Origin of the sequence: Amycolatopsis thailandensis (assembly GCF_002234405.1) — a bacterium.
In the GTDB taxonomy this organism is placed as follows: domain Bacteria; phylum Actinomycetota; class Actinomycetes; order Mycobacteriales; family Pseudonocardiaceae; genus Amycolatopsis; species Amycolatopsis thailandensis.
In genome coordinates this window covers 20,636-45,839 of sequence record NZ_NMQT01000095.1, presented here as the reverse complement: position 1 = coordinate 45,839, position 25,204 = coordinate 20,636, and the positions used below count along the sequence as shown (strand labels likewise).

Below are 25,204 nucleotides of genomic sequence, written 5' to 3'. Positions count from 1 at the left end.
AGGGGGCCTTCATGTACTTACCGCTTACTTGGCGTAGGTCAGGCAATTCGCGGCGTGGTCGCCTTCACCCGGCCCGACGCGGACACTCGAAGCGGTGCATTCCAAAGCGGAATTGTGCTTGCAATCGGACCGGGAGCAGGCACCCACCTGCGCGGTCACCCGATCGAGTCCGCCTTTGGTGTTCAGCGGGACGAACGTTCCGCAATCGGCCGAGCCGTTGCCGCCGCCCACCGTGATGGCGAAAGCGTGGCAGCCGTCGTGGTTGTAGGAACATCCGCTGACCGTGCATTCGTGGACAGCGGGCATTTCCGTGGTGGTCATAACGACTCCTGTACTTCGTGGTGGTGGTGTCGTTCGGTATGACCAGGGTTACACCGCTTTCCCCTCGCGGCAATTCGGGGAAATTCATTCACCTCTGGCGAGCAGCCGGTCCAGCCACGATTCCCGCGCGGCGAGGCACGATCGGGCGACGGCCGATTCCGGCGCGAGGTCGTGAAAACCGTGGAAGGCGCCGCCCCAGACGTGCAGTTCCGCCTCTCCTCCGGCGGCCCAGATCGCGCTCGCGTAGGCCACGGCCTCGTCCCGGAACACCTCGACGGCGCCGACGTCGATGAACGTCGGAGGCAATCCGCTGAGATCCGTCGCGCGCGCCGGAGCCGCGTAGGGCGAGACGTCCGGCGCGCCCCGCCGCTCCCCCAGGACCATCGTCCACGCCGTCAGGTTGCTGGTCCGGTCCCAGACGCCGACGCCGTCGTATTCCCGCGCCGACACGGTCTCGTTGCGATCGTCGATCATCGGGCATTGGAGCAACTGACCGGACAACACCGGCCCGCCTCGGTCGCGCGCCATCAGCGTGACACCAGCGGCCAGGCCACCGCCGCCGCTCCCGCCGAAGATGACCAGCCGTCCGGGGTCGAAGCCCAGCTCGTCCGCGTGCGCGGCCATCCACTCCAGACCGGCGTAGCAGTCCTCCACCGGCACCGGATGCGGATGTTCCGGCGCGCGGCGGAATTCGACGGTGACCGCGACAGCGTCGTACTTCATCGCCCACTCGACGAGCGGGTGCACCGACGCGAACCGGTCGGCCATCACCATTCCGCCGCCGTGGACGTGATAGATCCCCGGCCCGCCACCGCGATGATCCTCGCGCGCGATGACCGAGACCACGATCTCCGCGCCGCCATGCCCGGGGATCGTGTGATCGGTCCAGGTGACCGGGCGATCGCCGATCTGCTCTTCGATGGACGGGAACTTCAACGACCGATAGCGCTCCAGCTGTTCCGCCGTCATGCCGACCGGGACATGCCCCGCCAGCGCGGGCAACACGGCGGCGAGTTCGGGATCGTATGCGGGCTCGACCATCGCGCGAGCCTAGCCACCGGCCGCCGACAAGCCGTATACGACGGGGTCAGAGGTCGAGGTCGAGCCGCGAGGACGCACGCGAGACACAGCAGTACATGCGCCCCGGCGGTGCGCCGATGTCGTCGCGGTGCTCCGGTTCACCACCGACGACGCCGATCTCGCAGCTGCCGCAAACCCCTTCGCGGCATCCGGACTGGATCGGGTACCCCGCGTGGCGTAAAGCGTCCAACAAGGACTCCTCCGCCGCGACGGCCACCGTCCGTCCTGATCGGACACAGTTCACTTCGAACGGGGCATTCGGCGCGAATTCCTTGACCACCGGCTGGAAACGCTCAAGATGCAACCCCGGCGCGGGAAACGCCGCCTCGGCCGCGTCGAGCATCGAAGCGGGGCCACAGCAGTAAACCAGTGCCCGCGGACCGAGTCCGGCCGCCAAGGCTGCGAAGTCAGGCCTGCCGTGTTCGTCGGTGGCGTGGACCTGCACCCGGTCACCGTAGGCGGCCTGGAGTTCGGCGACGAATGGCATGGTGGCCACCGACCTGCCCACGTACACCAACCTGGCCGAAGTGCCCGCCGCCGCCATCATCGACAGGACGGGAGTGATCCCGATCCCGCCCGCGATGAACAAGTACTCCGGCGCCGGCAGCAAGGGGAAGTTGTTGCGCGGCAACGAGACATCGAGGGTGCGGCCCGCGCGGAGGAACAGGTGGATGTACTCCGAACCGCCCCGGCTGAGCCGGTCGTGCCGGACGGCGACCCGGTAGCTGCCGCGATCGGCCGGATCCCCGCACAGCGAATACTGCCTGGTCAGCCAGTTCGGCAGCGCCAGGTCGATATGCGCGCCCGGCTCCCAAGGGGCCAGCGGGCCGTCGGCCCCGCGCAGGACGAGGGAGACGGTGCCTTCGGCGACCGGCTCGACGCGGTCGAGAATGGTCTGTTGCATCAAGGGAATCACCTCAGTACAGCTGCCGGTAGCTGGTTTCGAGCATCTCCTCCAGCACCGACGGATCGACGTCGAGGCCCATCTGCTCGGTGGCGATCTCGCCCGCGGACGGCAATTCGTCGGCCAGTGCCTGGCTCGCGGGATCCCAGAGCCGGGACCGGACCAGCGCGCGCCCGCAGTGGAAGAACGTCTCGGCGACCTCCACGATGATCGCCAGTTCCGCCGCCTTGCCTTCGGTGCGCATCCGGGCGAGCACGTCCGGTTCGTCGGTGGGATACGCGTGACCGTTGACCCGGAACACTTCCCGCATCCCCGGGACCACGAACATCAACCCGATCCCGTCGTTCTCGGCGAGGTTGCGGAACGAGTCGGCGAGTTTGTTGCCCGGCCGGTCGGGGATGGCGAGGGTGCGTTCGTCGAGCACCTTGACGAAACCCGGGTAGTCGCCGCGCGGTGAGCAGTCGGGCAGGCCGGTCGCGTCCGCGGTCGCCATCGCCACGAACGGCGAATGGGCGATGAACCGGTGGCCGTGCCTGTCGACGCGGTCGTGGACCTTGGCCTTGATCATCGCCTCCGGCTCGCCGAGCCGGGCACGCACCTCCTCGTACGAGATCCGGCGCGGACGCGTCTCATTGACGAGATAACTGCTGGTCATGGCACAATTATGAGCAATTGTTCAGTCTGCCCGCTACTCGCTTTCAGGCCGCTTCACCGGGAGTGCCATGACGTCGGACCAGCGCCGCATCCAGCCACGTAAACAGCCTCGTCAGGTCCGGGCCGAGCTGACCCGGCAGCGCATCCTCGCCGCCGCTGCTCACATTTTCGCCGAGTACGGCTACTCCGCGGGGACCACGAACCGGATCGCCGAACAGGCCCGCGTCTCGATCGGTTCGCTGTATCAGTACTACCCGAACAAGGACGCGATCCTGGCCGAGCTGCTGACCCGCCACCTCGACGGCGACCGCGGCACCGCGACGCTGCGCCGTTACAAGGAATCGTCCGAATCACTGGAGACCATCATCAGGGCGTTCGTGCGCACGGTGATCGACAATCATCTCGACGACCCGCAGCTCCTGCGGATCATGATCGAGCAGGCGCCCCGTTCCGGCGAAATACTGGAGCGGGTCACCCGGGTGAAGTGGGAGATGATCGACGATCTGCTCGATCTGCTCAACGTCCATCCCGAAGTCCGTGTCCGGGACAAGGACACCGCGGCCCGGCTCGTCACGTCGACCGTGGAGCTGACCGTGCATCAGCTCATCGCCGCCCCCGACTCCATCGACCTCACCCGGCTCGAGAACGAACTCGTGGCGATGATCACCGGTTACCTGCGCGCCTGATTTCTTGGGGTTGACCAGGCACCGAGCGGGTACCCACCGGTGTGATCCGAGCAGAGAACAGGATGCGCGGCCTCGCCGCCCGCTGGCGGCGAAGAGGCGGCACTCTCGCGTTGGCGTGGACGTTGATCACCCTCGGCCTGGTCGCCATGCTGTGGATGTCGGACTTCCGCGCGTGGCCGGTGTACCTGACGGCGGCGCCGGGTGCCCTCGTGTCGATCCTGCTGTGGGTCGGCGTCGCGCGCGCACGCCGCCGGACGGGCTAGTGCGTCGCGCGCGTGGCGAGCTTGTCGAATTCGCGGTCCGGCAGGGTCCTGTTGAGTTCCAGGAGTTTCACGGCGAGGTGCCCGACGGCGTAGCGCGTTTCCGGATGGTCCGACTCGATGGCGGCACGGATGGCTTCCACGACGACAGCGGGGTCGGAGCCGTCGCTGAGTCCCGTTTCGCCGTGCCTCGCCATGGCTTCCGCCATCGCCCCGTACGCCCCGCCGCCGGAGATCTCCCGCAGCTGCGCGGACGTCCGATCTTCGAACTCGGTCTTGATGATGCCCGGCTGGATGATCACGACGTCGACGCCGAAGGGCTCGACCTCCATGCGCAGCGTGTCGGAGAAGGCTTCGAGCGCGTGCTTCGACGCGTAGTACCAAGCGCCGAACGGCAAGGCGATCTCGCCGCCGATCGACGAGACGTTGACGATCGTGCCGGACCGCCGCTCCCGCATGGCGGGCAGCACGAGCTGCACCAGCCGCGCCGGCGCGAGGAGATTGACTTCGAGCTGGTCACGCGCGCTGTCCAGCGGCACGTCCTCGATGGCGCCGTGCAGGACGGTCCCGGCGTTGTTGACCAGGACGTCGATCCTTCCCTGCTCTTCGAGAACGGTGTCGACGGCGCGGCGGAGATCGCCCTCGTCCCTGGCGTCCATCTTCAGCGCACGGCCGCCCGCCGCACGGAGATCGTCCATCTTCTCCACGCGCCTCGCGGCGCCGTAGACCGTGTGCCCGGCGCGCGAGAGTTCCAGCGCGGTGGCGTGGCCGATCCCCGACGAAGTGCCGGTGACCAGGCAGACCTTGGTCGTCATCCCGGGTGCACCTCCTTGTCTCTTCACCGCTCACGAAACACCCGATTTCCATTCTCGACAACGCAAGATCGCTGTATTCGCAGGTTAACCGCTTACAATCGATGCAATGACCATGGAGCTGAATGCACCGGAGCGGGAGAACGCGTGCCGGGAAAACGCCTGACCCAGGACGAGCGCGGGCAGATCGCCTCGGGCTTGACCGCGGGCCTCACCTACGCCGAGATCGCCCGCGGGATGGGCCGCCCGAAGTCGACGATCATCCGCGAGGTGGCGCGCAACGGCGGCGCGCACGGCTACCGGGCAGGCCGGGCGCAACAAGCGACGCGATGGCGGGCACGCCGCCGCAAACCGGGCCCGCCGCCGGTCGCCGAACCCGCCGAACGCACCCCGGAGGCGCTACGGGACTTCGAGACCGAGTTCGCCGGGATGATGGCCGCGACCGGGGTCCCGGCGATGATGGCCAGGGTGCTGGCCTGCCTGTTCACCGGGGACACCGCCGGCAGTACCGCCGCCGAACTCGCCGCCGGGCTGGAGGTCAGTCCCGCGTCGGTGTCCAAGGCCGTCGGCTGGCTGGAACAACGCGGGCTGATCGGCCGCGTACGCGAAGGCAGGCGTTATCGCTACGTCGTCGACGATCAGTTCGGCTACCGGGCCTGGCAGGCCAGTCTCGACGCGATGACCGCGTGGGCGGACGTCACCCGGCGGGGCGCCGGGTTGTTCGACGGTCCGGCCGGGGCGCGTTTGGAGGCCACCAGCCGGTTCTTCCGGCATCTGCACAAGGACATGAGCGAGGCGGCCGAACACTGGCGGCGAACGAGCCTGCGATGACGTCATTTCGACGGTCTCCCGGCGATTCCGGCCGTGCCAGGATCCGATCATGGGAGTGGTGGTCGCGGCGCTCGCCGCGGGCTGCGCGGTACTGGCGGTGTTCCTCTCCGGCGGGGCGGTCCGCCCGGACCGGCCGGATCTCGAAGTGGCGCTGGTCGCCGCGGCGTCGGTACTCGCGGCCCTGCTGACATTCGGAAAATCCACCGGGGCGAGGGTTTCCGCGCTGGTCTTCGCGGCAGGCGCCACCGGCTGGGCGATCTACTGCCTGAGCACGGACCTCGGCAGCGGCACCCCGGGGAGTTCGACGGCGGTGCTCGCGATCGCCGCCGTCGTCACGCTGGTGGTGGCGGGCCTTCCACGACCGGTCCGCTGGTGGTTCGCGGTCCCGCTCGTGGCGGTGCTCGCCGCGGGAACGGTGACCGCTGTGACGACCGTGCCCGGGCTGGCCGTGCGATCGACGACGGCCGGCCCGGGCACTGTCGTCACCGCGCCGGCGCTCGCCGATCGGGTGACGACCGCGCCGTGGAGCTGGACCCCGTCCTCACCGGTCCTCGACGTGGTCGCGGCGGGCGCCGGGGTGGCGGTCGCCGGGACCGGCGGCGGGGTCACCGCGCTCGACGGGCCCACGGGCGCGGTGCGCTGGACCTACGCCCGGCCCGGTGCCCACGTCCGCGCGCTCGTCCCCACTCCGGACGGGCTTCTGCTGCTGGCCGTCTTCGCTCCTCGCGACGGCGGGAAGGGCCGCCACCATCTCACGATTCTCGACGCGTTCACCGGCGTTCCGGTCCAGGAGACGGTGATCGACGACGTGCACGGGCCCGATCTGCTCGCGCCGACCTCCACCGTGCTGCCTTCGCTCACCTACCTGGGGAACAACGACTTCCGCGTTGACGCGTTGGACCTGCGCACCGGAAGCCCGCTGTGGTCGTGGAAGGCGCCCGAGGGTTGCGTTTCCCCGTTCGCGCTGCCCGCGAGCGGCCGTGACGTGGTGCTGGCGCCGCTGCTGTGCCAGGACCGGATCGGCGTGCTCGGCCTGGACGAACGCACCGGCACGCCGCGCTGGGAGCACCGGCTGCCGGTGGCCCGGCCGTCGGACGAGAAGGCCGACTACTACCTGCACTCGTCCCCCGGCGGTGGCAAGGTTTCCCTGTCGCTGCGGTACTCGGGGCTGGCGAGCGGCAAGGACACCGACGTCGTGCTCGACGCCGCCACCGGCACCCTGCTGTCCACAATGGACCCCAAGGCGCCTGCCCGGATCACGCTCGGCCCGGTGGCCGTCTCCGAACACGACGAAAACGGGAAGACGACCGCGGCCACACTGGACGGCGGGACGGCCGTCGACCTCGCCGCCTGCCCGGACCGGCGGGCACAGGCCACCACGCCGACGGCGTACCTGCGCCTGTGCGGCTCGCCCGGCGGCGGGATGGTGGTGCACCGGCAGGAGCTCGACGGCTCCCCGGCGTCCACTCTCCCGGTTTCGTGGCCGCCGTCCGGGGAACTGATCGGCGGCCTGCTTTCCGGCTCCGGCCGCCACACCCTCGTCCCGGCGCCCGGCGCGCTGGTGGCCGCCCGGGCGGGCGACACCCCGGTCGTCGGGTTTCCCGCGGCCCGTCCGTGAAGGCCTCCTTGCCTACCTTCAGGGTAGGAAAGGAGGCCTTCACGGACCTGGAGACCCAGCCTCACGCAGGGCGACCGTCCAAGCGTCGAGGTAGGCCGACGCGGGCACTCGTGACCGCCGTTCGAAGACCGGACCGTGCGGATCGTCCGTCTCGGCGATCAGCACGTCCTCCCCCTCGCGCCAGATCAGCAAGAGCCAGCATTGATCGGATTCGAAGAACGGCTCCCGCGGGGTGCCCAGCGGGACGTCGTCGAGCGTCCACCCCCGCAAGGTCACTTCCACGTTGTCCCACCAGGAGAACTCGGCGAGCACCGTGTCGTCACCGCCGACGAACCTCATCCCGTGTCCCAGCCCGCTTCCCCGCGGGAACAAGCGCACGGCGAACCCCTCGACCGGCCTGAACGTACTGGTGTCCAGGCCCGCGATGATGTCGTCCACGAGGACGACCTTACGGAGAAAGGGCGGGCGGCCGAAGCCACCCGCCCAGGATTCCGTGAGTCAGCCGCGCTTGAATTCCTCCCAGGTCACCTTCTTCACCTGGGGACCGTCGTCCTTGGCGTGGCTCGCCAGGCCGTTGAGCCCCTTGAAGTAGTCACCGGCCTGGGCCTGCGCCTGCGGCGACATGTCGGTGTCGCTGATCGCGATGCCGTGGATGTGCTCGGCCCAGTCACCCTGGCTCGGGGTGCGGTGCCACGCGGCGAACCCGACCTCGCGCAGGGCCTTCACCGCGGCGGTCTTGTTCGAGATGTTGTTCACCGAGATGTCGACGGCGCCGCCGCCGTCGTGCGTGCCACCCGAAGCGCCGACCCCGCCGGCGTTGTACGAGCCCTGCGTGACGGTGAACTTGACCCCGGCCTTCTTCCCGGCGGCCGCGATCATGTCGGCGGTGCGCTTGTTCACCGTCTTGCCGTTCAGGCTGGTCTTCGAACCGACGCTGATCGGCGCCGTCACGGTGTAGCGGCCCTTGCCCAGCTCGGTCAGCGAGCCTTTGCCCGGCAGCCCGGTGGCGGCCAGGCCGCTGTGCCCCAGCGACTTCTGGTATTTCTCGTACGCCTTGACCGTGGAGGTGCCGAAGTGGCCGTCGACCTGCTTCTTGTCGAGCAGGTTCTTCGCCGCCAGCGCCTCTTCGACGACCTTGACGCTCGGGCCGGAGCCCGGCGTGATCGCCTGGTCGGCTTTGTACGGATCCCACATGGCCGCCTTGATCACGGCCTCCATGTTGACCGACGGCGCGGCCACCGCGGGCTGCCCCGCCGTGGCCCCCATGAGCGCGGCTCCGGTCAGAGCGGTGAACGTCGCGGCGGTTGCCACCTTGCGCATGACTGCTCCTTCACTCGGTGCTGCTCCCTGTGAACAGCTCGTGACCGACCTTGCCCTGGGCGAGGGGCCGTCCGGAACCACCTGTACGGAACGTCTGACGTCAAAAACCGCAGGTTGACAGCGTTTGACAGGGCCAGGGCCAGGACGATCCCGCTGGTCGGCACGGCGATCGGGACGAAGTTCGCGATATAGTCACCTGGCCGCGCAGAGTGACGAAAATCGTTGTCACGTTGGACACGAACGCGAGGGGAAGCGTGCCGGGAGCGCAAGCGGGAGAACGGACGCCGGAGCTCGAAGCGTTCATGGACGAGCTGCGGAAGCTGCGGACGCGGGCCGGGGAGCCCTCTTTCCGGAAGATGGCCGCGAAGTCCGGCGCGGTGTCCCACGCGACCCTGCACCTCACCGTCACCGGCAGACGGCTCCAGCCTTGGGAGACCGTCCGGGAGTTCGTCCGGGCCTGCGACGGTGACGAAGAGGAGTGGCACGCCCGATGGCAGGGCGTCCAGCTCGTGCTGTCCGCCGAGCGTGAGCCCGAGCCCGCGCCCGCCCGTTCACGATGGCGGTCCAAGCGGGTCCTGGTGCCGCTGGCCCTCGTCCTGGTCGCCGCGATCGCCGCCGTCGTGGTCGTCCTCCTGCCGGGTGACGAGGGCACGCCCGAACCTCCGCACCCCGGCGACTCGAGCAGGTTCGTCGCCGACGTGACCATTCCCGACGACACCGTGGTCAAGCCGGGCACGCAGTTCGTGAAGGTGTGGGAACTCAAGAACACCGGCACCGTCGAGTGGAAGAAGCGGTATCTGCGCCGCACCGACCTCCCGGTCGCGCCCGGCGCCTGCCGCACCCCGGACCGGATCCCGGTCAACGACACCGCGCCGCAGGGAAACGTGCAGGTGACGGTCACCGTGGGCACCCCGCCGACCGCCCCTGCCGACTGCAAGGTGTTCTGGAAGATGGTCGACGAACAGGACCGGGAGCTGTTCCCCGGCAACAGGCCGATCTACTTCTCCGTGCTCGTGCGCTCCTGAATCACGCGTGTCGTCCGCCTGATCACCAGTGTCGTCCGCCTGATCACGGCAGCGCCACCGGACGACACACGTGATCAGACGGACGACACTTGTGCGTGGACGGACGTCACGACCGGAAAACACCTCGTTCGACCGGAAAAGTGCGCTAGCCGACGCATTCCGGGCTGCCTACGCTGAATTCCGCGCAAGAAAATCACCAAATTCCTCGGGAGTCTCCAGTGAGAACAACGAGAATCGTGTTCTGCGCCTTGTTCGCCCTCGGCGCCGCTTGCCTTTCCCCGGCGGCCTCGGCGGCCCCGAACGCGTTCACCCTGTCCAGTACCGCTTTCGCCAACGGCGGCCTCATACCGAAGGTCCACGAGTGCACCAGTGGCGGCGGCAACGATCCGGCCAAGAGGAACGAGTCGCCACCGCTGGCCTGGTCGGGCGCTCCCGCCGCGGCCAAGAGCTACGCCATCGTGATGCGCGACCTCGACAACAACAACCTCATCCACTGGGTCATCTACGACATCCCCGCGACGACGGCCTCACTGCCCCAGAACGTCCAGCACGCCTACAAGCCGCCCGTTCCCGCCGGCTCCAGGCAGATCTACTACCGCGGGAGCGCGAGCCTCTACGGCTACCAGGGACCGTGCTCACCCTCGACCGTGAACACCTACGAGTTCGTCGTGCACGCCCTCAACCAGACGTCGCTCACCACGCTGAACAACACTTCGTCGACGCAGACCGCCGCCAGGGCGATCGCGGCGGCCTCGATCGGCACGGCGAGGATCAGCGGCGAGTCGTAGCTCGGTGACACCGCCGGGATACGCAGAGCCAACCGGTGTCCGCGCCGGTGGGCCCGCTGATCACCCGTGGCAAAATCGGCCCAATGCAGATCGGGATGCTGGGCTCGTTCGAGGTTCGCACGGCTGACGGCGTCCTCGCCGACGTCCCGGGCGCCCGGCTGCGCGGACTGCTGATCGCTCTCGCGCTCGAACCGGGCCGCGTGGTCCCGAAGGCGACGCTGGTCGACTGGATCTGGGGCGAACAGCCGCCCGCCGACGCGACGAACGCTTTGCAGCGCTTGGTTTCCCGGCTGCGGAAGGTACTGCCGGAAGGGGTCGTCGAGGGACAGCCGGACGGCTACCGGCTGAAGGTCGCACCCGAAGACGTCGACGCCGTGCGATTCGAGCGTCTCGTCGGCCAGGCCCGCGGTGAGGAGGAGCCGAGGCGGCTGCGCGAGGCCCTCGCCCTGTGGCGTGGCGCGGCCATGCAGGACGTCGGCCTCCAGGACAGCGACGCGTTCGACGCGGCGGTCACCCGGCTCGAAGGGCTTCGCCTGACGGCGTTGGAGGACCGGTTCGACGCGGAGCTCGACCTCGGCCACGGCGCGAAACTGGTCACCGAGCTGACCGACCTGGCGGCCGCGCACCCCTTGCGCGAGCGGCTCGTCGCCGCGCTGATGAGGGCCCTCGCGGCGACGGGACGCGACACCGAAGCTCTGCTCGTGTACCAGCGCACGCGGGAAGCCCTCGCCGACGCGCTCGGTGTCGACCCTTCGCCCGAGCTGTCGGCGGTGCACGTCTCGCTGCTGCGCGGCGAGCTGGGACGGCGGGAGGAGAACCGCAAGACCAACGTGCGCGCCGAGCTGACCAGCTTCGTCGGCAAGGACGCCGACGTCGCCAAGGTCCGTGACCTCGTCGCCGAACACCGGCTCACCACGCTGATCGGCCCCGGCGGTTCGGGAAAGACCAGGCTGGCCACGGAAACCGCACGGACCTTGCTCGGCGACCTGCCGGACGGCGCGTGGCTGGTGGAGCTCGCGGCCATCGGCCCGGACGGCGATGTCGCGCAGGCGACGCTCGCGGCGCTCGGACTGCGGGACGCGCTGCTCGGCGACTCGCCGAACGCCGAACCCGCCGACCGGATCATCGCCGCGATCCGCGACCGCGAAGTCCTGCTGATCCTCGACAACTGCGAGCACGTCATCGAAGCGGCCGCGGCCTTCGCGCATCGCGTCCTCGGGGAATGCCGACGGCTGCGGATCCTGGCGACGAGCCGGGAACCGCTCGGCATCACCGGCGAGGCGTTGTGGCAGGTCGTACCGCTGGCCTTGCCGGAGCCGCACGCCGCTGCCGCCGAAATCGAATCCTCCCCCGCCGTCCGGCTGCTGCGAGACCGGGCGAGCGCGGTGCGCAAGGATTTCGTGGCCGACGAGGCGACGTTGGCCACGATGGCGCGCGTTTGCCGGGTGCTGGACGGGATGCCACTGGCGATCGAACTCGCCGCCGCCCGGTTGCGCACCATGTCCATCGACCAGCTCGCCAACCGGCTCGACGACCGGTTCCGCCTGCTGACCGGCGGCAGCCGGACCGCGTTGCCGCGGCACCGGACGTTGCGCGCCATGGTCGACTGGAGCTGGGAGCTGCTGAGCGACGCCGAACGGACGGTCCTGTGCCGGCTCTCGGTGTTCTCGGGCGGGGCGAGCCTGGAGGCGGCCGAGCACGTCTGCGTGAGCGAAGCCGTCGAGCAGTACGAGGTGCTCGAACTGCTCACCGCGCTGACCGAGAAGTCGCTGCTGGTCGCCGCGGGCGACGAGGCGCCGCGCTACCGGATGCTCGGCACCATCAAGGAATACGCCGAACTCCGGCTCGCCGAAGCGGGCGAATCGGCACTGGCGCGCGACGCGCATCTCGCCTATTTCACCGAGCTCGCCGAGGCAGCCGAGCCGATGCTCCGCCGTGCCGAGCAACTGGAATGGCTCGCCAAGCTCAACGCCGACCACGACAACATCACCGCCGCGATGCGCGGCGCGCTCGCGGCGGCCGAAGCGCCGGCGGCGATGCGGCTCGCGGCGGCCTGCGGCTGGTACTGGTGGCTCAGCGGGCACCGCGCGGAAGGCATGGAGCTGGTCAAGGCGGCCGTCGAGACGCCGGGTGACGTGCCCGACGACGTCGCCGCCATCGTGTACGGCCTCGTCTCGCTGTTCGTGAGCTCCGGTTTCGCCGACGAGAACACCGCGTCGACGTGGATCCACGAGTCGTACCGGCTCAGCCAGAACAGCGAACACAACCATCCGCTGCTCGGACTCGTCGTCCCGCTGGTGCGCATGCTGGCCGGTGAGGAAACGCTGTCCGCCTGGGAACCCGTGCTGGAGGACGAAAACGCGTGGGTCCGCGCGCTGGGCAGGCTGCACCTCGGCAAGATGCGGATCACGCTCGGCCATTCCGGACCGGAGGCGGAGGTGTACCTCGAACGGGCACTCGGCGAATTCCGGGCCCTCGGCGAACGGTTCGGGATCTCGTTCGCCCTGACCGAACTCGCGGACCGGCTCGCCACGAGGGGCGAGTTCGCGACCGCGTGCGAGTACTACGAACAGGCGATCACGGTGGTGACCGAGGTCGGTTCCGTCGAGGACCTCATCCGGCTGCGGTCACGGCAGGCGGAGCTGTTCTGGCTGATGGGCGACGAGGAGGCCAGCGCCGCCGCCACGGCCGAAGCACGGCGCCGCGCCGAGCAGGTCACCTGGCCGGGAGCGCTGGGCATGCTCGCCCTTTCGCAGGCGGGACTGGCACGCTGGCGCGGCGAGGCCGAGGAAGCGAAGAAGCAGCTGGCCATCGCGTCGGCCGTCATGGGCGACGAAGGGGAGCTGGGGCATGTCCGTGCCGTCACCCACGACCTGCTGGGCTACCTCACCGAGGATCTCGGCGAAGCCCGGAAACACCGGGAAGCAGCCTGGCAGGCGGCGGCCGAAGTGCGGCACGTGCCGCTGATCTCTCACATCATCGTGGGAATCGCGGACCTCGCCCTGCGCCGCGACGAACCGGAGCAGGCCGTGCGACTGCTCGCGGCGGCCGACGAGCTGCGCGGGCTGCCGGACCGGTCGAATCCGGAGATCCCCCGCATCGAGGAGACAGTGCTGCGCCGCCTCGGCGAAGCGAAGTTCGCGGAGGCGGCGCGGGAAGGCACCACTGCGGATTGGCACAAGTTGGTCGAGGTCACGCTCGCTTCTTGAACGTCGAGGACGCCCACAGGTAACCGACCAGCGCGATCCCGGCGCACCAGCCGAGGGCCGGGAACACGTCGCTCGCGGCCGGGGCCCCGTTGAGCAGCCCGCGCAGGGTCTCGATGATCGGGGTGAAGGGCTGGTACTCCGCGAATTCCCGGAGCCCGGGTCCCATCTTCTCGGCCGGGACGATCGCGCTGCTGAAGAACGGCAGCATGACCAGCGGCACGGAGGCGATGCCCGCGGTTTCCGGGGATTTCGCCGCCAGGCCCAGCGCGATCGTGAGCCAGCCCGCCGCGAAACCGAGCAGTACCACGATGCCGACGACACCGAGCCAGTCGAGGAAACCCGCCGACGGCGAGAAACCCAGCAGGAAGGCCACCCCGGTGAGCGCCGCGATGGCGATCAGGTTGGTCAGCAGACTGGCGACCACGTGCCCGGTCAGCACCGCGCCGCGGGAGACGTCCATGACCTTGAAGCGGTTGATGATGCCCTTCGTCATGTCGGAGTTCACCGCGGTCGCGGTGGCCCCGAGGCCGTAGCAGACGGCGAGCAGCATCAGGCCCGGCGTCGCGTAGTCGATGTAGTCGACGCCGACGCTGAACGCGTCTCCGAACACGTACACGAACATCAGCATCATCACGACCGGCATCAGGATCGCGTTGAACACCGAGGTCGGATTGCGGGTCAGGTGCTTGAAGTTGCGGCGCAGCATCACCAGTGAAGGAGACTTGGCGCGCGCGGTCGAGGTGGTGGTCTGCGTGGTCATGGTCCGGGTGTTCGTGGTTCGAGTGGTCGTGGTTCGAGTGGTCACAGTGCTGCCTCCGTGTCGTGGCCCGTGAGGGCGAGGAAAACGTCATCGAGATCAGGGGTCTGGACGGAGAACTCTCCGGCGGCGATCGAGTGCTCGTCGAGCCGGTCGAGCAGCGCCCGCAGGGATTTCGTTCCGCCGTCGCTGGGGACTCGCAGGGCCAGCGTCTCGTCGTCCCGGGTGGCGCCGGGGAAGATCCTCGCCGCCGCGTCGAGTTCGGCGACCGTGGTGAACCGGAGCCGGACGTGCGTGCCCGGCATGCGGCGCTTGAGTTCGTCGGGGGTGCCGGTGGCGACCAGGTGTCCCTGGTCGAGGACCGCGATCCGGTCGGCGAGCTGGTCGGCCTCTTCGAGGTACTGGGTGGTGAGGAAGATGGTCACGCCGCCGGTCACCAGATCACGGATGATCGACCACATGGTGCGACGGCTGCGCGGGTCCAGCCCCGTGGTCGGCTCGTCGAGGAAGATGATCCGCGGATCGCCGACCAGCGTCATCGCCAGGTCCAGCTTCCGGCGCATACCGCCGGAGTAGGTCGAAGCCGGCTTCTTCGCCGATTCCACCAGGTCGAAGCGCTCCAGCAGGTCGGTCACGACCCGCTTGCCGCCGCCGGCGCGCCGGTTCAGGTCCACCATCAGCTGGAGGTTCTCCTGCCCGGTGAGCAGTTCGTCCACCGCCGCGAACTGGCCGGTGACGCCGATCGCCGCCCGCACCGCCTTGGCGTCGGTCGTGAGGTCGTGGCCCGCGACCCTGGCCGTACCGCCGTCGGCCTTCATCAGGGTGGTCAGCAGGTTCACCGTCGTGGTCTTGCCCGCCCCGTTCGGGCCGAGCAGGGAGAAGATGGTGCCCGCGGGGACCTCCAGGTCGATCCCGTCGAGCACGACCTTGTCACCGAAGGTCTTTCGCAGTCCGGAGACCGCAATCGCTGTGTCGTTCATGGGAGCCACTCTGGGCGGCCCCGCTGACACGGCCCCGCCACGGCGCTGACACGGGTGGTGTCAGCGCCGTGTCAGCCGCGTGTCAGGCCCCGCGAGGAACGTGGTCGGCACAACCACCACGAAAGGCGACCCGATGACTGAGACGGTTCCCGTACCGCAGGGCCTCCCGATGCAACGCGACGCGGGTCCCTTCGCCCCGCCCAGCGAGATCACCCGGCTGCGCGGGTCGCGTCCGGTGAGTCCCATGGTGTTCCCCGACGGTCACGAGGGCTGGCTGGTCACCGGTTACGACGAGGTCCGGCAGATGATGGCCGACACCCGGTTCAGCTCGCGGCAGGACATCGGCATCCTGCACATGCCCTACGAGACGCCCGGCATGCCCGCCCCGACCGAACCTTCCCCGCCGATGCCGGGCATGTTCGTCGCGATGGACCCGCCGGACCACGGCAGGCTGCGGAAGCGGCTCACCGGCGCTTTCACGGTGAAGCGGATGAAGCAGCTCGAAGAGCACATCGTCGAGATCACCGAACAGCACCTGGACGCGATGGCGAAGCTCGTCCCGCCGGTGGACCTGGTCAAGGAGTTCGCGCTCCCGGTGCCGTCGCTGGTGATCTGCGAACTGCTCGGCGTCCCCTACGAGGATCGCGAGAACTTCCAGGCCAGTTCCGCGCAGCTCATGGTCAGGGACCAGACGCTGGAAGAGAAGATGGCCGCGTTCATCGGGATGAACACGTTCCTCACCGAGCTGGTCACCCGCAAACGCGAGACACCCGGCGACGACATCCTGTCCGACCTGGGCCGCTACGACGACCTCACCATCGAGGAGCTGGCGGGCGCCGCGTTCCTGCTGCTGCTCGCCGGGCACGAGACCACCGCGAACATGCTGGCGCTGGGCACTTTCGCGCTCCTGGAGCACCCCGAGCAGCTGGCCGAACTCCGTGCCGACGCGGAGCTGCTGCCCGCCGCTGTCGAGGAACTGCTTCGCTACTTGTCCGTCGCCGACATCTTTTTCCGCTATGCCACGGAAGACCTGGAGCTCGGCGGCGAGACGATCCGCGAGGGCTCGACGGTCATCGTGTCGCTGCTGGCCGCCAACCGCGACCCGCGGCGCTTCGAGAACCCCGAAACCCTGGACATCCACCGCAACGCCCGCGGGCTGCTTTCCTTCGGGCACGGTGTCCACCAGTGTCTCGGGCAGCAGTTGTCGCGGATCGAAATGCGCGCGGGTTTCGAGGGGTTGCTGCGCCGTTTCCCCACTCTCGCGCTCGCCGTCCCCGCCGACGAGGTCAAACTGAAGACCGACATGAACATCTACGGTGTCCACGAATTGCCCGTCACCTGGTAGCGGGCCGAGGGGGTCGTGACCGGAGGGACGACACGCGTGACCAAGTGGACGGCACGTGTGCTTGGACGGACGGCACGCCGTGGTACCGACTCGGTCGTCACCGTCGAGCGGTGGTCCGTGAAGGCCTCCTTGAGGGACCCAGGGTCCCTCAAGGAGGCCTTCACGGACTTGGCACCCGAGCGGGACACCTTTGGGTTACCGCTCGATAGAACACGAGTCGCCACTCACGACGCTTTCGATAAGTACCCTTATCCTCACTCTCTCTCGCTTTGTCACCGTTCACAACGCCCCCGTCGCACTTTCTGGAAAACGTCCAGAGCCGTTTCCGCTCTCCGCGAGGAATGATCACGAGATCATTCCTCGACACCTTCCGGAGACACCATGCGTTCCTTGAGCCGCAGGGCACTGCTGGCAGTGGCGGCCCTGACCGTGACGGCGGCGGCGGTCCCGCAGACCGCCATCGCCGCTTCCCCCGCCGCCTCGACCAGCCCGCGCGTCTACGAAAAAGCAGGACCGCACAAGGCGGTCAAAGCGACGGGCGGCCCGGCGCACACCCTCTACTACCCCGCGGACATCGCCTCCGACGCCACCGAACATCCGGTCCTGATCTGGGGGAACGGCACCGGCGCCACCGTCGACCAATACGAGCTGCTGTTCACCCACCTCGCGAGCTGGGGTTACGTCGTCGCGGCCGCGAACACCGGCCAGTCGGGTTCCGGCGAGGAGATGCTGGCGGGCGCCCGGCATCTGATCGCGGAGAACTCCCGTGAAGGCAGCGTGTTCCGGGGTCGGATCGCCACCGGGAAGATCGCGGCCGCCGGACATTCGCAAGGCGGTGGTGGCGCGATCGCGGCCGGCGCGGATCCGCTCGTCAAGACCACGCTGCCGATCATGCCCGGACCGCAGGGCAACGTGAACAAGCTGCACGGCCCCGCCTTCTTCGTGTCCGGGCAGGCGGACATGGTCGTGCCCGCCTTCTACGTGCGCGGCCGTTTCCTTGCCTGCGACCAGGTTCCCGCCGTGTACGGCCAGCTCAAGGGTGCCACCCACTTCCTCCAGGGCGAGACCCGTTACCGCCTCATCGGCGCGATCACGGCCTGGCTGCGATACCACCTCAGCGGCGACCAGAACGCCAAGAGTGTCTTCTACGGCAGCGGTTCCGGCCTCGACCAGGACGACGACGGCTGGTCCGCGAGCGAGCGGAACAAAAAGGCCGTCTGACCGGTCCAGAAATGCGCGATCCGTCGGCGGACGGTGCACGATCGGGCAATAAAATACTTCGCCGTGTTCGTTGTACCAACGTGGAGCGGCGCGGCTATACCTTCGTGTGATGACCGACATTCGCGACGGGCTGCTCCGGCCGTTGGTGACTTTGTTGCGGGAACTGCCGGGCGACCGGCCGGCGTTCACCGACGAGCGCCGGACCCTGACCTTCGGGGAATTGCTGGATTCGAGTGGCTGCTTGGCCACCGGGCTCGGAATCACGCGAGGCGACCGGGTCCTGATCCATCTCGGCGCACGCGTCGAATTCGCCGAGTACTGCTTGGCGGTCCTTCGGGCGGGTGGGGTCGGGGTCCCGGCGAGCGCGCGGTCGACGGCGGCCGAGCTCACGCGGATCGTGGACGACTCCGGCGCCGGACTGCTGATCACGGAGGCCCGGCACGCGGAAGTGGTACGCGAGCTCCGAGCGGAGCGGCCGCGGTTGCGGGTGGTGTTCGTCGAGGACGAGCCGACGCCGTCGCAGGGTGAACCTCGCGACGATCTCGGCCTCGACGAGCCCGCCTGGCTGCTGTACACCTCCGGCACGACCGGCCGCCCCAAAGGTGTCCTGACGACGCAGCGGGCGCTTCTCTGGTCCTCGGCCGCCTGCTACGGCCCGATGTACGGGATCTCCGAGGCCGACACCGTGTTGTGGCCGCTTCCGCTGCACCACGCGTACGCGTTGTCGCTGGCCTTCGCCGGGACGATCGCCTTGGGCACGCACACGAGGATCGTCGGCCACGACCTGAAAAGCGCACTGGCGGCGTATCCGGGCGGCGTCCTGGCCGGTGTCCCGGCGACCTTCCTGAACCTGCGTCAGGAGGTCCGCGGTGAGCTCCCCGCGCCGCGGCTGTGCCTGTCCGGGGGCGCGCCCTGCACCCCGTCGGCACGCGCCGCGGTCCGGGAACTGTTCGGCATCCCCGTCCTCGACGGCTACGGCAGTACGGAGACCGGCGGCAAGATCGCCGTCCAGCTCACCGGTGACGAGGGGCTGATCCCGGTGCCGGGTATGGAGATCCGGATCTCCGGCGGGCAGATCGAGGTGCGCGGTCCCGGGGTGGCGCCGAACGTGGCGGGCGTGGACGGCTGGTACCGGACCGGCGACATGGGCGGCCTCGCCGACGGACGGCTCACGCTCGACGGCCGCGCCGACGACGTCATCGTGTGCGGCGGCCAGAACGTGCACCCGACCGAGATCGAGTCGGTCATCGCCGAACTCCCGGCGGTGCGCGACGTCCTCGTGACCGGAAGGCCGGACGAGGTCCTCGGCGCGGTACCGGTGGCGTTCCTCGTGTCCGACGAGCCGGACCTCGACGAGGTACGCCGCCTGTGCCGCCGACGGCTCTCCGCCTTCAAGGTCCCGGTGGCCTTTCACCTGGTCGAGCGGCTCCCCCGGACGCCGTCGGGAAAGGCGCTGCGGAAGCAGTTGCGGGTTCCCCGCCCCGACGACGTCGAAGCGCTGGTGCGCGACGCGATCGCCGAACTGGGCGAGGAGGACGCCGGGGAACGGTGGCGCGACCGGCCGTTCGCCGAGCTGGGCCTGACGTCGCTGGGCGGTGTGCAGCTGCGGCACCGGCTCGCCGAGGCGACCGGCTGCGAACTCCCCCAGTCGCTCGTCTACGACTTCCCGACCCCGGCGGCGGTCATCGGCGAACTGGAGCGGCTACTGTCCGGGCGGCGCGGGCCCGTCACGGCGAAACCCGTGCCCGCACGCGGCGACGACCCGATCGCCATCGTCGCGACGGCGTGCCGGTTCCCCGGCGGGGTGACCTCGCCCGAGGACCTGTGGAACCTGGTGGCCGCCGGTGTCGACGCCACCGGGGACTTCCCGTCCGACCGTGGCTGGGAGCAGACCGTGCGCTACGACCCGGACCCCGGCCGGATCGGCGGTTCCACCACCCGTCGCGGCGGTTTCGTGTACGACGCCCTGGATTTCGACCCGGCCTTGTTCGGCATGTCGCCGCGCGAGGCGCTCTCGACCGACCCTCAGCAGCGGTTACTGCTGGAGACGTCGTGGGAGCTGTTCGAACGCGCCGGTCTGGACACCGCGACGCTGCGGGGCGGCGACACCGGCGTGTTCGTCGGCGTGATGAACGAGGACTACGCCAGTCGCCTGCAAGGGCATCAGCTCGAAGGACGGCTGGGCATCGGGTCTTCGCACGCGCTCGCGTCCGGCAGGATCTCCTACACCTTCGGCCTGAACGGCCCGGCGGTCACCATCGACACCGCGTGCTCGTCCTCGCTGGTGGCCCTGCACTGGGCCGTGCGCGCGCTGCGGACCGGTGAATGCTCGCTCGCCGTGGCCGGTGGCGCCACGGTGATGTCGTCGCCGCGCACCTTCCTCGAATTCAGCCGTCAGCGCGGCCTTTCCCCGGACGGGCGGTGCCGCTCCTACGCGGCGGGCGCGAACGGCACGGCCTGGGCCGAAGGCGCCGGTGTCGTCCTGCTGGAACGGCTGTCGGACGCCCGCCGGAACGGGCATCCGGTGCTGGCGCTGGTCAGCGGTTCGGCCGTCAACTCCGACGGGGCGTCGAACGGGATCACGGCGCCGAGCGGACGCGCCCAGCGCGCGGTGATCAAGTCCGCGCTGGCCGACGCCGGACTGTCGGCGCCGGACGTCGACGTCGTGGAAGGGCACGGCACCGCCACCCCGATCGGCGATCCGATCGAAGCGGAGGCACTGATCGCCGCGTACGGCAAGGGGCGGGACAGGCCGTTGTGGCTCGGATCCGTGAAGTCCAACATCGGGCACACCCAGGCCGCGGCGGGGGTGGCCGGGGTGATCAAGATGGTGGAAGCGTTGCGGCACGGGCAGTTGCCGCCGTCGCTGCACGCCGACGAGCCGAGCCCTCGGGTCGACTGGTCGGCGGGCGACGTGGCCCTGCTCGCCGAGGCCAGGGGCTGGCGTGCCGGGGAGAAACCGCGCCACGCCGGGATTTCCGCGTTCGGGATCGGCGGCACCAACGCGCACGTGCTCGTCTCGGAAGCGCCGTTTCCGGCGGCTGCCGGACGCCGGACATCGCTGAAGGCACCGTGGCTGCTGAGCGCCGCGAGCGACAGCGCGCTGCGAGCGGTCGCTTCCCGGCTGCTGGCGACAGCGGCCGGGCGCGACGAGGACGACGTCGCGTTCACCCTCAGCACCCGCGCTCCGCTGGAGCATCGCGCGATGGTCTCCTCCGGTGATCTCGCCGCGCTGCGCGCTCTCGCCACGGGTGAACGCCGCGGCCGGATCGGGCGCGGAACGGCGACCGCGGCGTTCCTGTTCAGCGGGCAGGGCGCGCAACGCGCGGGCATGGGCAAGGAACTGTCGGACGCGTTCCCCGTGTTCCGCACGGCGTTCGACGCCGCCTGCGAGGCCATCGGCGGGCAGGTTCGTGACGTCGCTTTCGGCGGCGGCGAACTGCTGGACCGGACCGATCACGCGCAAGCCGCCTTGTTCGCCTTCGAGGTCGCCCTTTACCGGCTCTTCGAATCCTGGGGTGTCCGGCCCGGCGCCGTCGCCGGGCACTCGATCGGGGAAATCGCCGCCTCACACGTCGCCGGGGTCCTCTCCCTCGAAGACGCCGGTGTCCTGGTGTCCGCGCGGGGGCGTCTCATGGCCGCTTTGCCGCCGGGCGGCGTGATGATCGCGGTCCGCGCGGCCGAAAGCGAGGTCGCGCCGCTGGTGGGCGAATTCGCCGACCAGGTGGCGATCGCCGCGGTCAACGGCCCTCGATCCCTTGTCCTGTCCGGATCCGAGAGCGTGACCGAAGCCGTCGCGGCCCAATGGCCGGGTTCCACGCGGCTGCGCGTCAGTCACGCGTTCCATTCGCCGTTGATCGATCCGATACTCGCCGAGTTCCGTGAGGTCGTCGCGGGGCTGACGCACCGCACCCCGGAAATCACGCTGGTCTCCGGGCTGGCCGGCCGGGTGATCAACGGCCTCGGCCCCGCCTACTGGGTCCGGCAAGCCAGGGACACGGTCCGGTTCGCCGACGCGCTGGACGCCGTGGCCGCCGAAGGAACCGATCTCTGCCTGGAGATCGGACCTTCGGCCGTGCTGAGCAGGGCCGCGGGAGCGGTACTCCCCACGGTGTCCACTATGGACACCAGTCGAGGGGTGCTGGAAGCGGCGGGAGAGCTGCACACCGCCGGTGTCCCGGTGTCGTGGTCGGCGGTGTTCGCGGGCAGCGGTGCCAGACGGGTCTCACTGCCGACGTATCCCTTCCAGCGCGAGCGTTTCTGGCTCGACCCGCAACCTCGCCGGAGCCCGGTGAGCGACGGGCACGCGATACTCGGCCCGGCGCTGGTCGCGCCCGACTCGCCCCGGATCGTGCACGGCGGCTCGGCCGGGGTGCGCACGCACGGCTGGCTCGGCGACCACGTCGTCGGCGGCACGACCCTGTTCCCCGCGACCGCTTTCGTCGAACTGGCCCTGCACGCGGGCCGAAGCGGCCTGGCCGAGCTGACGATCGAGGCGCCGCTACGGCTGAGCCGGACCGAGGACGTCGCACTCCAGGTGGTCGTGGACGGGCCCCGGATCGACATCTACGCCCAGGATTCCGGCGTATGGACCCGGCACGCCACCGGTCGGCAAGCGCCGTCCGACGTCTTCGCGCAGCCGTGGAAAGGCGAGTGGCCGCCTCCCGCCACCGAACCGATCGGCCTGGAGCAGGCCTACGCCACCCTCGACTACGGTCCCGCGTTCCGCGCGGTGACGGGCTTGTGGCAGGACGGCGACGAACTGTTCGCCGACGTCGCGCTCCCCGAAGGCGTCGACGGCGACTTCGGGCTGCACCCCGTGCTGCTGGACGCGGCCGTGCACACCTTGGCGCTGGCCGGGCCGCCGGACGCCGAGATCCGGGTGCCGTTCCTCTGGACCGGTGTCCACGTGTTCGCCGCGGCCCCGCGCCGGGCGCGAGTCCACTGTGTACGGACAGGTCCCGGCGAGGTCCGCGTCGAACTCTTCGACTCCGACGGAATGCCCGTCGCGGTGGTGGAATCCCTGCTCACCAGGCCGCTGCCCGCCGGGAGCACGATGCTCTACCGCCCGCGATGGATCCGCGTACCGGCCGCGAGCGCCGACGACGTCCGGATCGTCGACGCACGCGGCGAAGACGTCCGCACCGTGCTCACTTCGTTGCAGGACACGCTCCCGCGCGGAGAACGCACCGTCGTAGTCACCGGTGACGTCACCGATCCGGCCTCGGCCGCCGTCTTCGGGCTCGGCACCGCGGCTTCGGCCGAATACCGTGGCCTGGTCACCGTGGTCTCCACGGAGCTGCCGGTGGAGCGGGTGCGTGAGCTCGTCGGCGGCAACCCCGAACCCCAGCTGTCGATCCGGGAGGGCGTGCCCCACGCGCTCCGGATCGCCCGGACCGCCCCCGCGGCCGGCCTGCCGATCGATCCGGCGGGGACCGTGCTGATCACCGGCGGCACCGGCGGGCTGGGCGCGGCGCTGGCCCGGCATCTCGTGTCCGCGCACGGTGTCCGGCATCTGCTGCTGGTCAGCCGTCGCGGCCCGGACGCGCCCGGTGCGGAAGAGCTCCGGCGGCTCCCCGCCGACGTCCGGATCGTCGGCGGCGACGTCGCCGACCCCGTCTTCGTCCGGCGACTGGTCGGCTCCTGCGACCCGCCGCTCACCGCCGTGGTGCATTCCGCCGCCGTCGTCGCCGACGCCGCGTTCACCGCGCAGACACCCGCCGGGTTCGACACCGTCTTCCGCCCGAAGGCCGACGCGGCTCACGTCCTGCACGAGGCCACGCGGCGTCTTCCGCTGTCGGCGTTCGTGCTCTTTTCTTCCCTGGCGGGCATTTTCGGCAACGCCGGCCAGGCGAACTACGCGGCCGCCAACCGCGTCCTCGACGCGCTGGCCGTCCGGCGACGGGCCGAAGGCCTGCCCGCGACGTCGATCGCCTGGGGACTCTGGGATCTGGCGGTCGGGCTCGGCGCGCAGATCCCTGACGCGGCAAGGCATCGCATCCAGACCTCCGGGGTGGCAGAGCTGACGCTGGAGCAGGGAATGGCCCTGTTCGACGCCGCGCTCGGGCATGCCGAACCGGTCCTGATCGCCGCGCGGCTCGACCCCACCGCCGCCGACCTGCCTCCGATCGCCGAAGACCTCGGCCGTCCCGCGGCGAGACCGGCACCGCCGTCACCGGATCGGCGCTGGCCGGAACATCCCTCCGAGCGGGAGCTGCGCGACCTGCTCCGCGTCGAACTCGCCGAGGTCCTCGGCCACCAGGACCCCGGCACGATCCCCGAGGACAAACCGTTCACCGACCTCGGGCTCGACTCGCTGGCCGTGATCGACCTCCGCACCCGGCTCCGGGAGCTGACCGGGGTGGAGGTCCCCGCGCGCGTCCTGTTCGACCATCCGACGGTCACCGAACTCGCCGGCCACCTGCGAGCGTCTGACTGAGTGTCAAGGCGGTGAGGGCGACGGCGAATCCGGTGAGCTGCCAGCCGGTGAGGGTCTGGCCGAGCACCAGGAACCCCGCGGCCGTGGCGACGAGAGGGTTGGTCAGTGTCAGCAGCGAGACCGACGTCGGGGCGAGGCGATCGATGCCGCGGAACCACAGCGGGTACGCCAGCGCGGTGGTGACGACGCCGATGTAGCCGTAGCCGATCAGGTTCGCGGTCGTCAGCGAGCCGGGGAGACCTTCGAAGAGCAGTGTCGCCGGGGCGAGGACGAGCCCGCCCAGGGTCAGCTGCCAGCCGGTCATCGCCAGCGGATGTTCGGGGCGGCCCCATTTCTTGGTGAGGAGCAGGGAGACGGCCATGAGCGCGACGGCGGTGAGCATGGCGGCCAGGCCGAGCGGGTCGAGCCGGGCCTCCGCCGAGAGGGTCAGCAGGGCGACACCGCCGGCGCCGGCGATCGCGGCGAGCAGGATCGGCGCCGGTGTCCGGACGCGCAACATCGGCAGCGCCAGGAGTGCCACCAACAGGGGTTGCAGGGCGCCGAGCGTCGCGGCGACACCGCCGGGAAGGTGGTACGCGGCGTAGAAGATCAGCGGCAGGAAGGCGCCGAAGTTGAGCATTCCGAGCGCCGTCGTCTTCCACCACCAGGAGCCGCGCGGGAGCCGCCGGGTCAGGACCAGCAGGAGCAGTCCGGCCGGCAGTGCCCGCAGCGCGGCGGCCAGAAGCGGCCGGTCCGGGGGCAGCAAGGTCGCGGTGACGACGTAGACGGTGCCCCAGCTGGCCGGTGCCAGCGCGGCGAGCCCGGCGTCACGCAGCGTCGGTTTCGCGGCGGTGGGCTCGGTCGTGACAGGCCGTTCGGCGATGATCGCCATGATGTCTCCTCACTGATAATCTCAACGTTGAGATAACACCAGCGAGTTATGTCAATGTCAAGTCTCTTAATGTTGAGACGATT

20 protein-coding genes are annotated in these 25,204 nt (G+C 69.8%); 10 read left to right on the top strand and 10 right to left on the bottom strand.

Annotation, left to right across the window (positions count from 1 at the left end; translation table 11 throughout):
- Positions 1–24 precede the first annotated feature (24 nt).
- The 4 genes from CFP71_RS26080 to CFP71_RS26065 all read right to left on the bottom strand — a co-directional run bounded on the left by CFP71_RS26080 (position 25) and on the right by CFP71_RS26065 (position 2,960).
- Positions 25–321 carry a DUF1540 domain-containing protein gene (locus CFP71_RS26080; protein WP_093936581.1) on the bottom strand — a complete coding sequence of 99 codons (297 nt, stop codon included), beginning with the start codon at positions 319–321 and terminating at the stop codon, positions 25–27.
- An 84-nt stretch (positions 322–405) separates the two neighbouring features.
- Complete coding sequence (locus CFP71_RS26075; RefSeq protein WP_093936580.1) at positions 406–1,362, bottom strand: alpha/beta hydrolase; 957 nt, start codon at positions 1,360–1,362, stop codon at positions 406–408.
- 46 nt (positions 1,363–1,408) lie between these two features.
- Positions 1,409–2,305, bottom strand: coding sequence for a PDR/VanB family oxidoreductase (locus CFP71_RS26070; RefSeq protein WP_093936585.1), 897 nt, complete (start codon positions 2,303–2,305; stop codon positions 1,409–1,411).
- A 13-nt stretch (positions 2,306–2,318) separates the two neighbouring features.
- Positions 2,319–2,960, bottom strand: a complete 642-nt coding sequence (locus CFP71_RS26065) for an MSMEG_1061 family FMN-dependent PPOX-type flavoprotein (RefSeq protein ID WP_093936579.1) — start codon at positions 2,958–2,960, stop codon at positions 2,319–2,321.
- Positions 2,961–3,027: 67 nt separating this feature from the next.
- Here CFP71_RS26065 and CFP71_RS26060 point away from each other — a divergent pair, with 67 nt between their 5' ends.
- The gene (locus CFP71_RS26060) at positions 3,028–3,645 is read left to right on the top strand and encodes a TetR/AcrR family transcriptional regulator (protein ID WP_093936578.1); all 618 of its coding nucleotides are present in this window, start codon (positions 3,028–3,030) and stop codon (positions 3,643–3,645) included.
- A gap of 62 nt (positions 3,646–3,707) precedes the next feature.
- The gene (locus CFP71_RS26055) at positions 3,708–3,908 is read left to right on the top strand and encodes a hypothetical protein (protein ID WP_093936577.1); all 201 of its coding nucleotides are present in this window, start codon (positions 3,708–3,710) and stop codon (positions 3,906–3,908) included.
- Here CFP71_RS26055 and CFP71_RS26050 read toward each other — a convergent pair.
- Positions 3,905–4,720 (bottom strand): oxidoreductase, encoded by an 816-nt coding sequence (locus tag CFP71_RS26050; RefSeq protein WP_093936576.1) that lies wholly within the window; start codon positions 4,718–4,720, stop codon positions 3,905–3,907. The genes CFP71_RS26055 and CFP71_RS26050 overlap by 4 nt on opposite strands.
- Before the next feature lie 144 nt (positions 4,721–4,864).
- On the opposite strand from CFP71_RS26050, the gene CFP71_RS26045 reads away from it, so the two are divergent.
- Both CFP71_RS26045 and CFP71_RS26040 read left to right on the top strand, forming a co-directional pair.
- On the top strand, positions 4,865–5,548 hold the full coding sequence (locus tag CFP71_RS26045; RefSeq protein ID WP_093936575.1) for a GbsR/MarR family transcriptional regulator: 684 nt from the start codon (positions 4,865–4,867) through the stop codon (positions 5,546–5,548).
- Between the two features lie 49 nt (positions 5,549–5,597).
- Positions 5,598–7,166 carry an outer membrane protein assembly factor BamB family protein gene (locus CFP71_RS26040; protein ID WP_093936574.1) on the top strand — a complete coding sequence of 523 codons (1,569 nt, stop codon included), beginning with the start codon at positions 5,598–5,600 and terminating at the stop codon, positions 7,164–7,166.
- 39 nt (positions 7,167–7,205) lie between these two features.
- Here CFP71_RS26040 and CFP71_RS26035 read toward each other — a convergent pair whose 3' ends face one another.
- Positions 7,206–7,604, bottom strand: coding sequence for a hypothetical protein (locus tag CFP71_RS26035; protein ID WP_093936573.1), 399 nt, complete (start codon positions 7,602–7,604; stop codon positions 7,206–7,208).
- A gap of 60 nt (positions 7,605–7,664) precedes the next feature.
- Positions 7,665–8,486, bottom strand: coding sequence for a peptidoglycan-binding domain-containing protein (locus CFP71_RS26030; protein ID WP_093936572.1), 822 nt, complete (start codon positions 8,484–8,486; stop codon positions 7,665–7,667).
- Between the two features lie 230 nt (positions 8,487–8,716).
- Between CFP71_RS26030 and CFP71_RS26025 the strand changes: the two genes are divergently transcribed.
- The 3 genes from CFP71_RS26025 (at position 8,717) to CFP71_RS26015 (ending at position 13,508) form a co-directional block, all read left to right on the top strand.
- A complete protein-coding gene (locus CFP71_RS26025) occupies positions 8,717–9,511 on the top strand; it encodes an NBR1-Ig-like domain-containing protein (RefSeq protein ID WP_244199834.1) in 795 nt (264 codons plus the stop codon).
- A 236-nt stretch (positions 9,512–9,747) separates the two neighbouring features.
- Positions 9,748–10,299 (top strand): YbhB/YbcL family Raf kinase inhibitor-like protein, encoded by a 552-nt coding sequence (locus CFP71_RS26020; protein WP_093936571.1) that lies wholly within the window; start codon positions 9,748–9,750, stop codon positions 10,297–10,299.
- A gap of 83 nt (positions 10,300–10,382) precedes the next feature.
- Positions 10,383–13,508 (top strand): AfsR/SARP family transcriptional regulator, encoded by a 3,126-nt coding sequence (locus CFP71_RS26015; protein ID WP_093936570.1) that lies wholly within the window; start codon positions 10,383–10,385, stop codon positions 13,506–13,508.
- On the opposite strand, the gene CFP71_RS26010 is transcribed toward CFP71_RS26015, so the two are convergent.
- The gene (locus tag CFP71_RS26010; RefSeq protein ID WP_093936569.1) at positions 13,492–14,268 is read right to left on the bottom strand and encodes an ABC transporter permease; all 777 of its coding nucleotides are present in this window, start codon (positions 14,266–14,268) and stop codon (positions 13,492–13,494) included. The two genes, CFP71_RS26015 and CFP71_RS26010, sit on opposite strands and share 17 nt — an antisense overlap.
- 41 nt (positions 14,269–14,309) lie before the next feature.
- Positions 14,310–15,245 (bottom strand): ATP-binding cassette domain-containing protein, encoded by a 936-nt coding sequence (locus CFP71_RS26005; protein ID WP_093936568.1) that lies wholly within the window; start codon positions 15,243–15,245, stop codon positions 14,310–14,312.
- A 133-nt stretch (positions 15,246–15,378) separates the two neighbouring features.
- Between CFP71_RS26005 and CFP71_RS26000 the strand changes: the two genes are divergently transcribed.
- The 3 genes from CFP71_RS26000 to CFP71_RS25990 all read left to right on the top strand — a co-directional run bounded on the left by CFP71_RS26000 (position 15,379) and on the right by CFP71_RS25990 (position 24,250).
- On the top strand, positions 15,379–16,590 hold the full coding sequence (locus tag CFP71_RS26000) for a cytochrome P450 (RefSeq protein WP_093936583.1): 1,212 nt from the start codon (positions 15,379–15,381) through the stop codon (positions 16,588–16,590).
- A 381-nt stretch (positions 16,591–16,971) separates the two neighbouring features.
- On the top strand, positions 16,972–17,811 hold the full coding sequence (locus tag CFP71_RS25995) for a poly(ethylene terephthalate) hydrolase family protein (protein WP_093936567.1): 840 nt from the start codon (positions 16,972–16,974) through the stop codon (positions 17,809–17,811).
- A 109-nt stretch (positions 17,812–17,920) separates the two neighbouring features.
- Positions 17,921–24,250 carry a type I polyketide synthase gene (locus CFP71_RS25990; RefSeq protein ID WP_093936566.1) on the top strand — a complete coding sequence of 2,110 codons (6,330 nt, stop codon included), beginning with the start codon at positions 17,921–17,923 and terminating at the stop codon, positions 24,248–24,250.
- On the opposite strand, the gene CFP71_RS25985 is transcribed toward CFP71_RS25990, so the two are convergent.
- Positions 24,213–25,121 carry an EamA family transporter gene (locus CFP71_RS25985; RefSeq protein ID WP_093936565.1) on the bottom strand — a complete coding sequence of 303 codons (909 nt, stop codon included), beginning with the start codon at positions 25,119–25,121 and terminating at the stop codon, positions 24,213–24,215. The two genes, CFP71_RS25990 and CFP71_RS25985, sit on opposite strands and share 38 nt — an antisense overlap.
- Between the last annotated feature and the right edge of the window lie 83 nt (positions 25,122–25,204).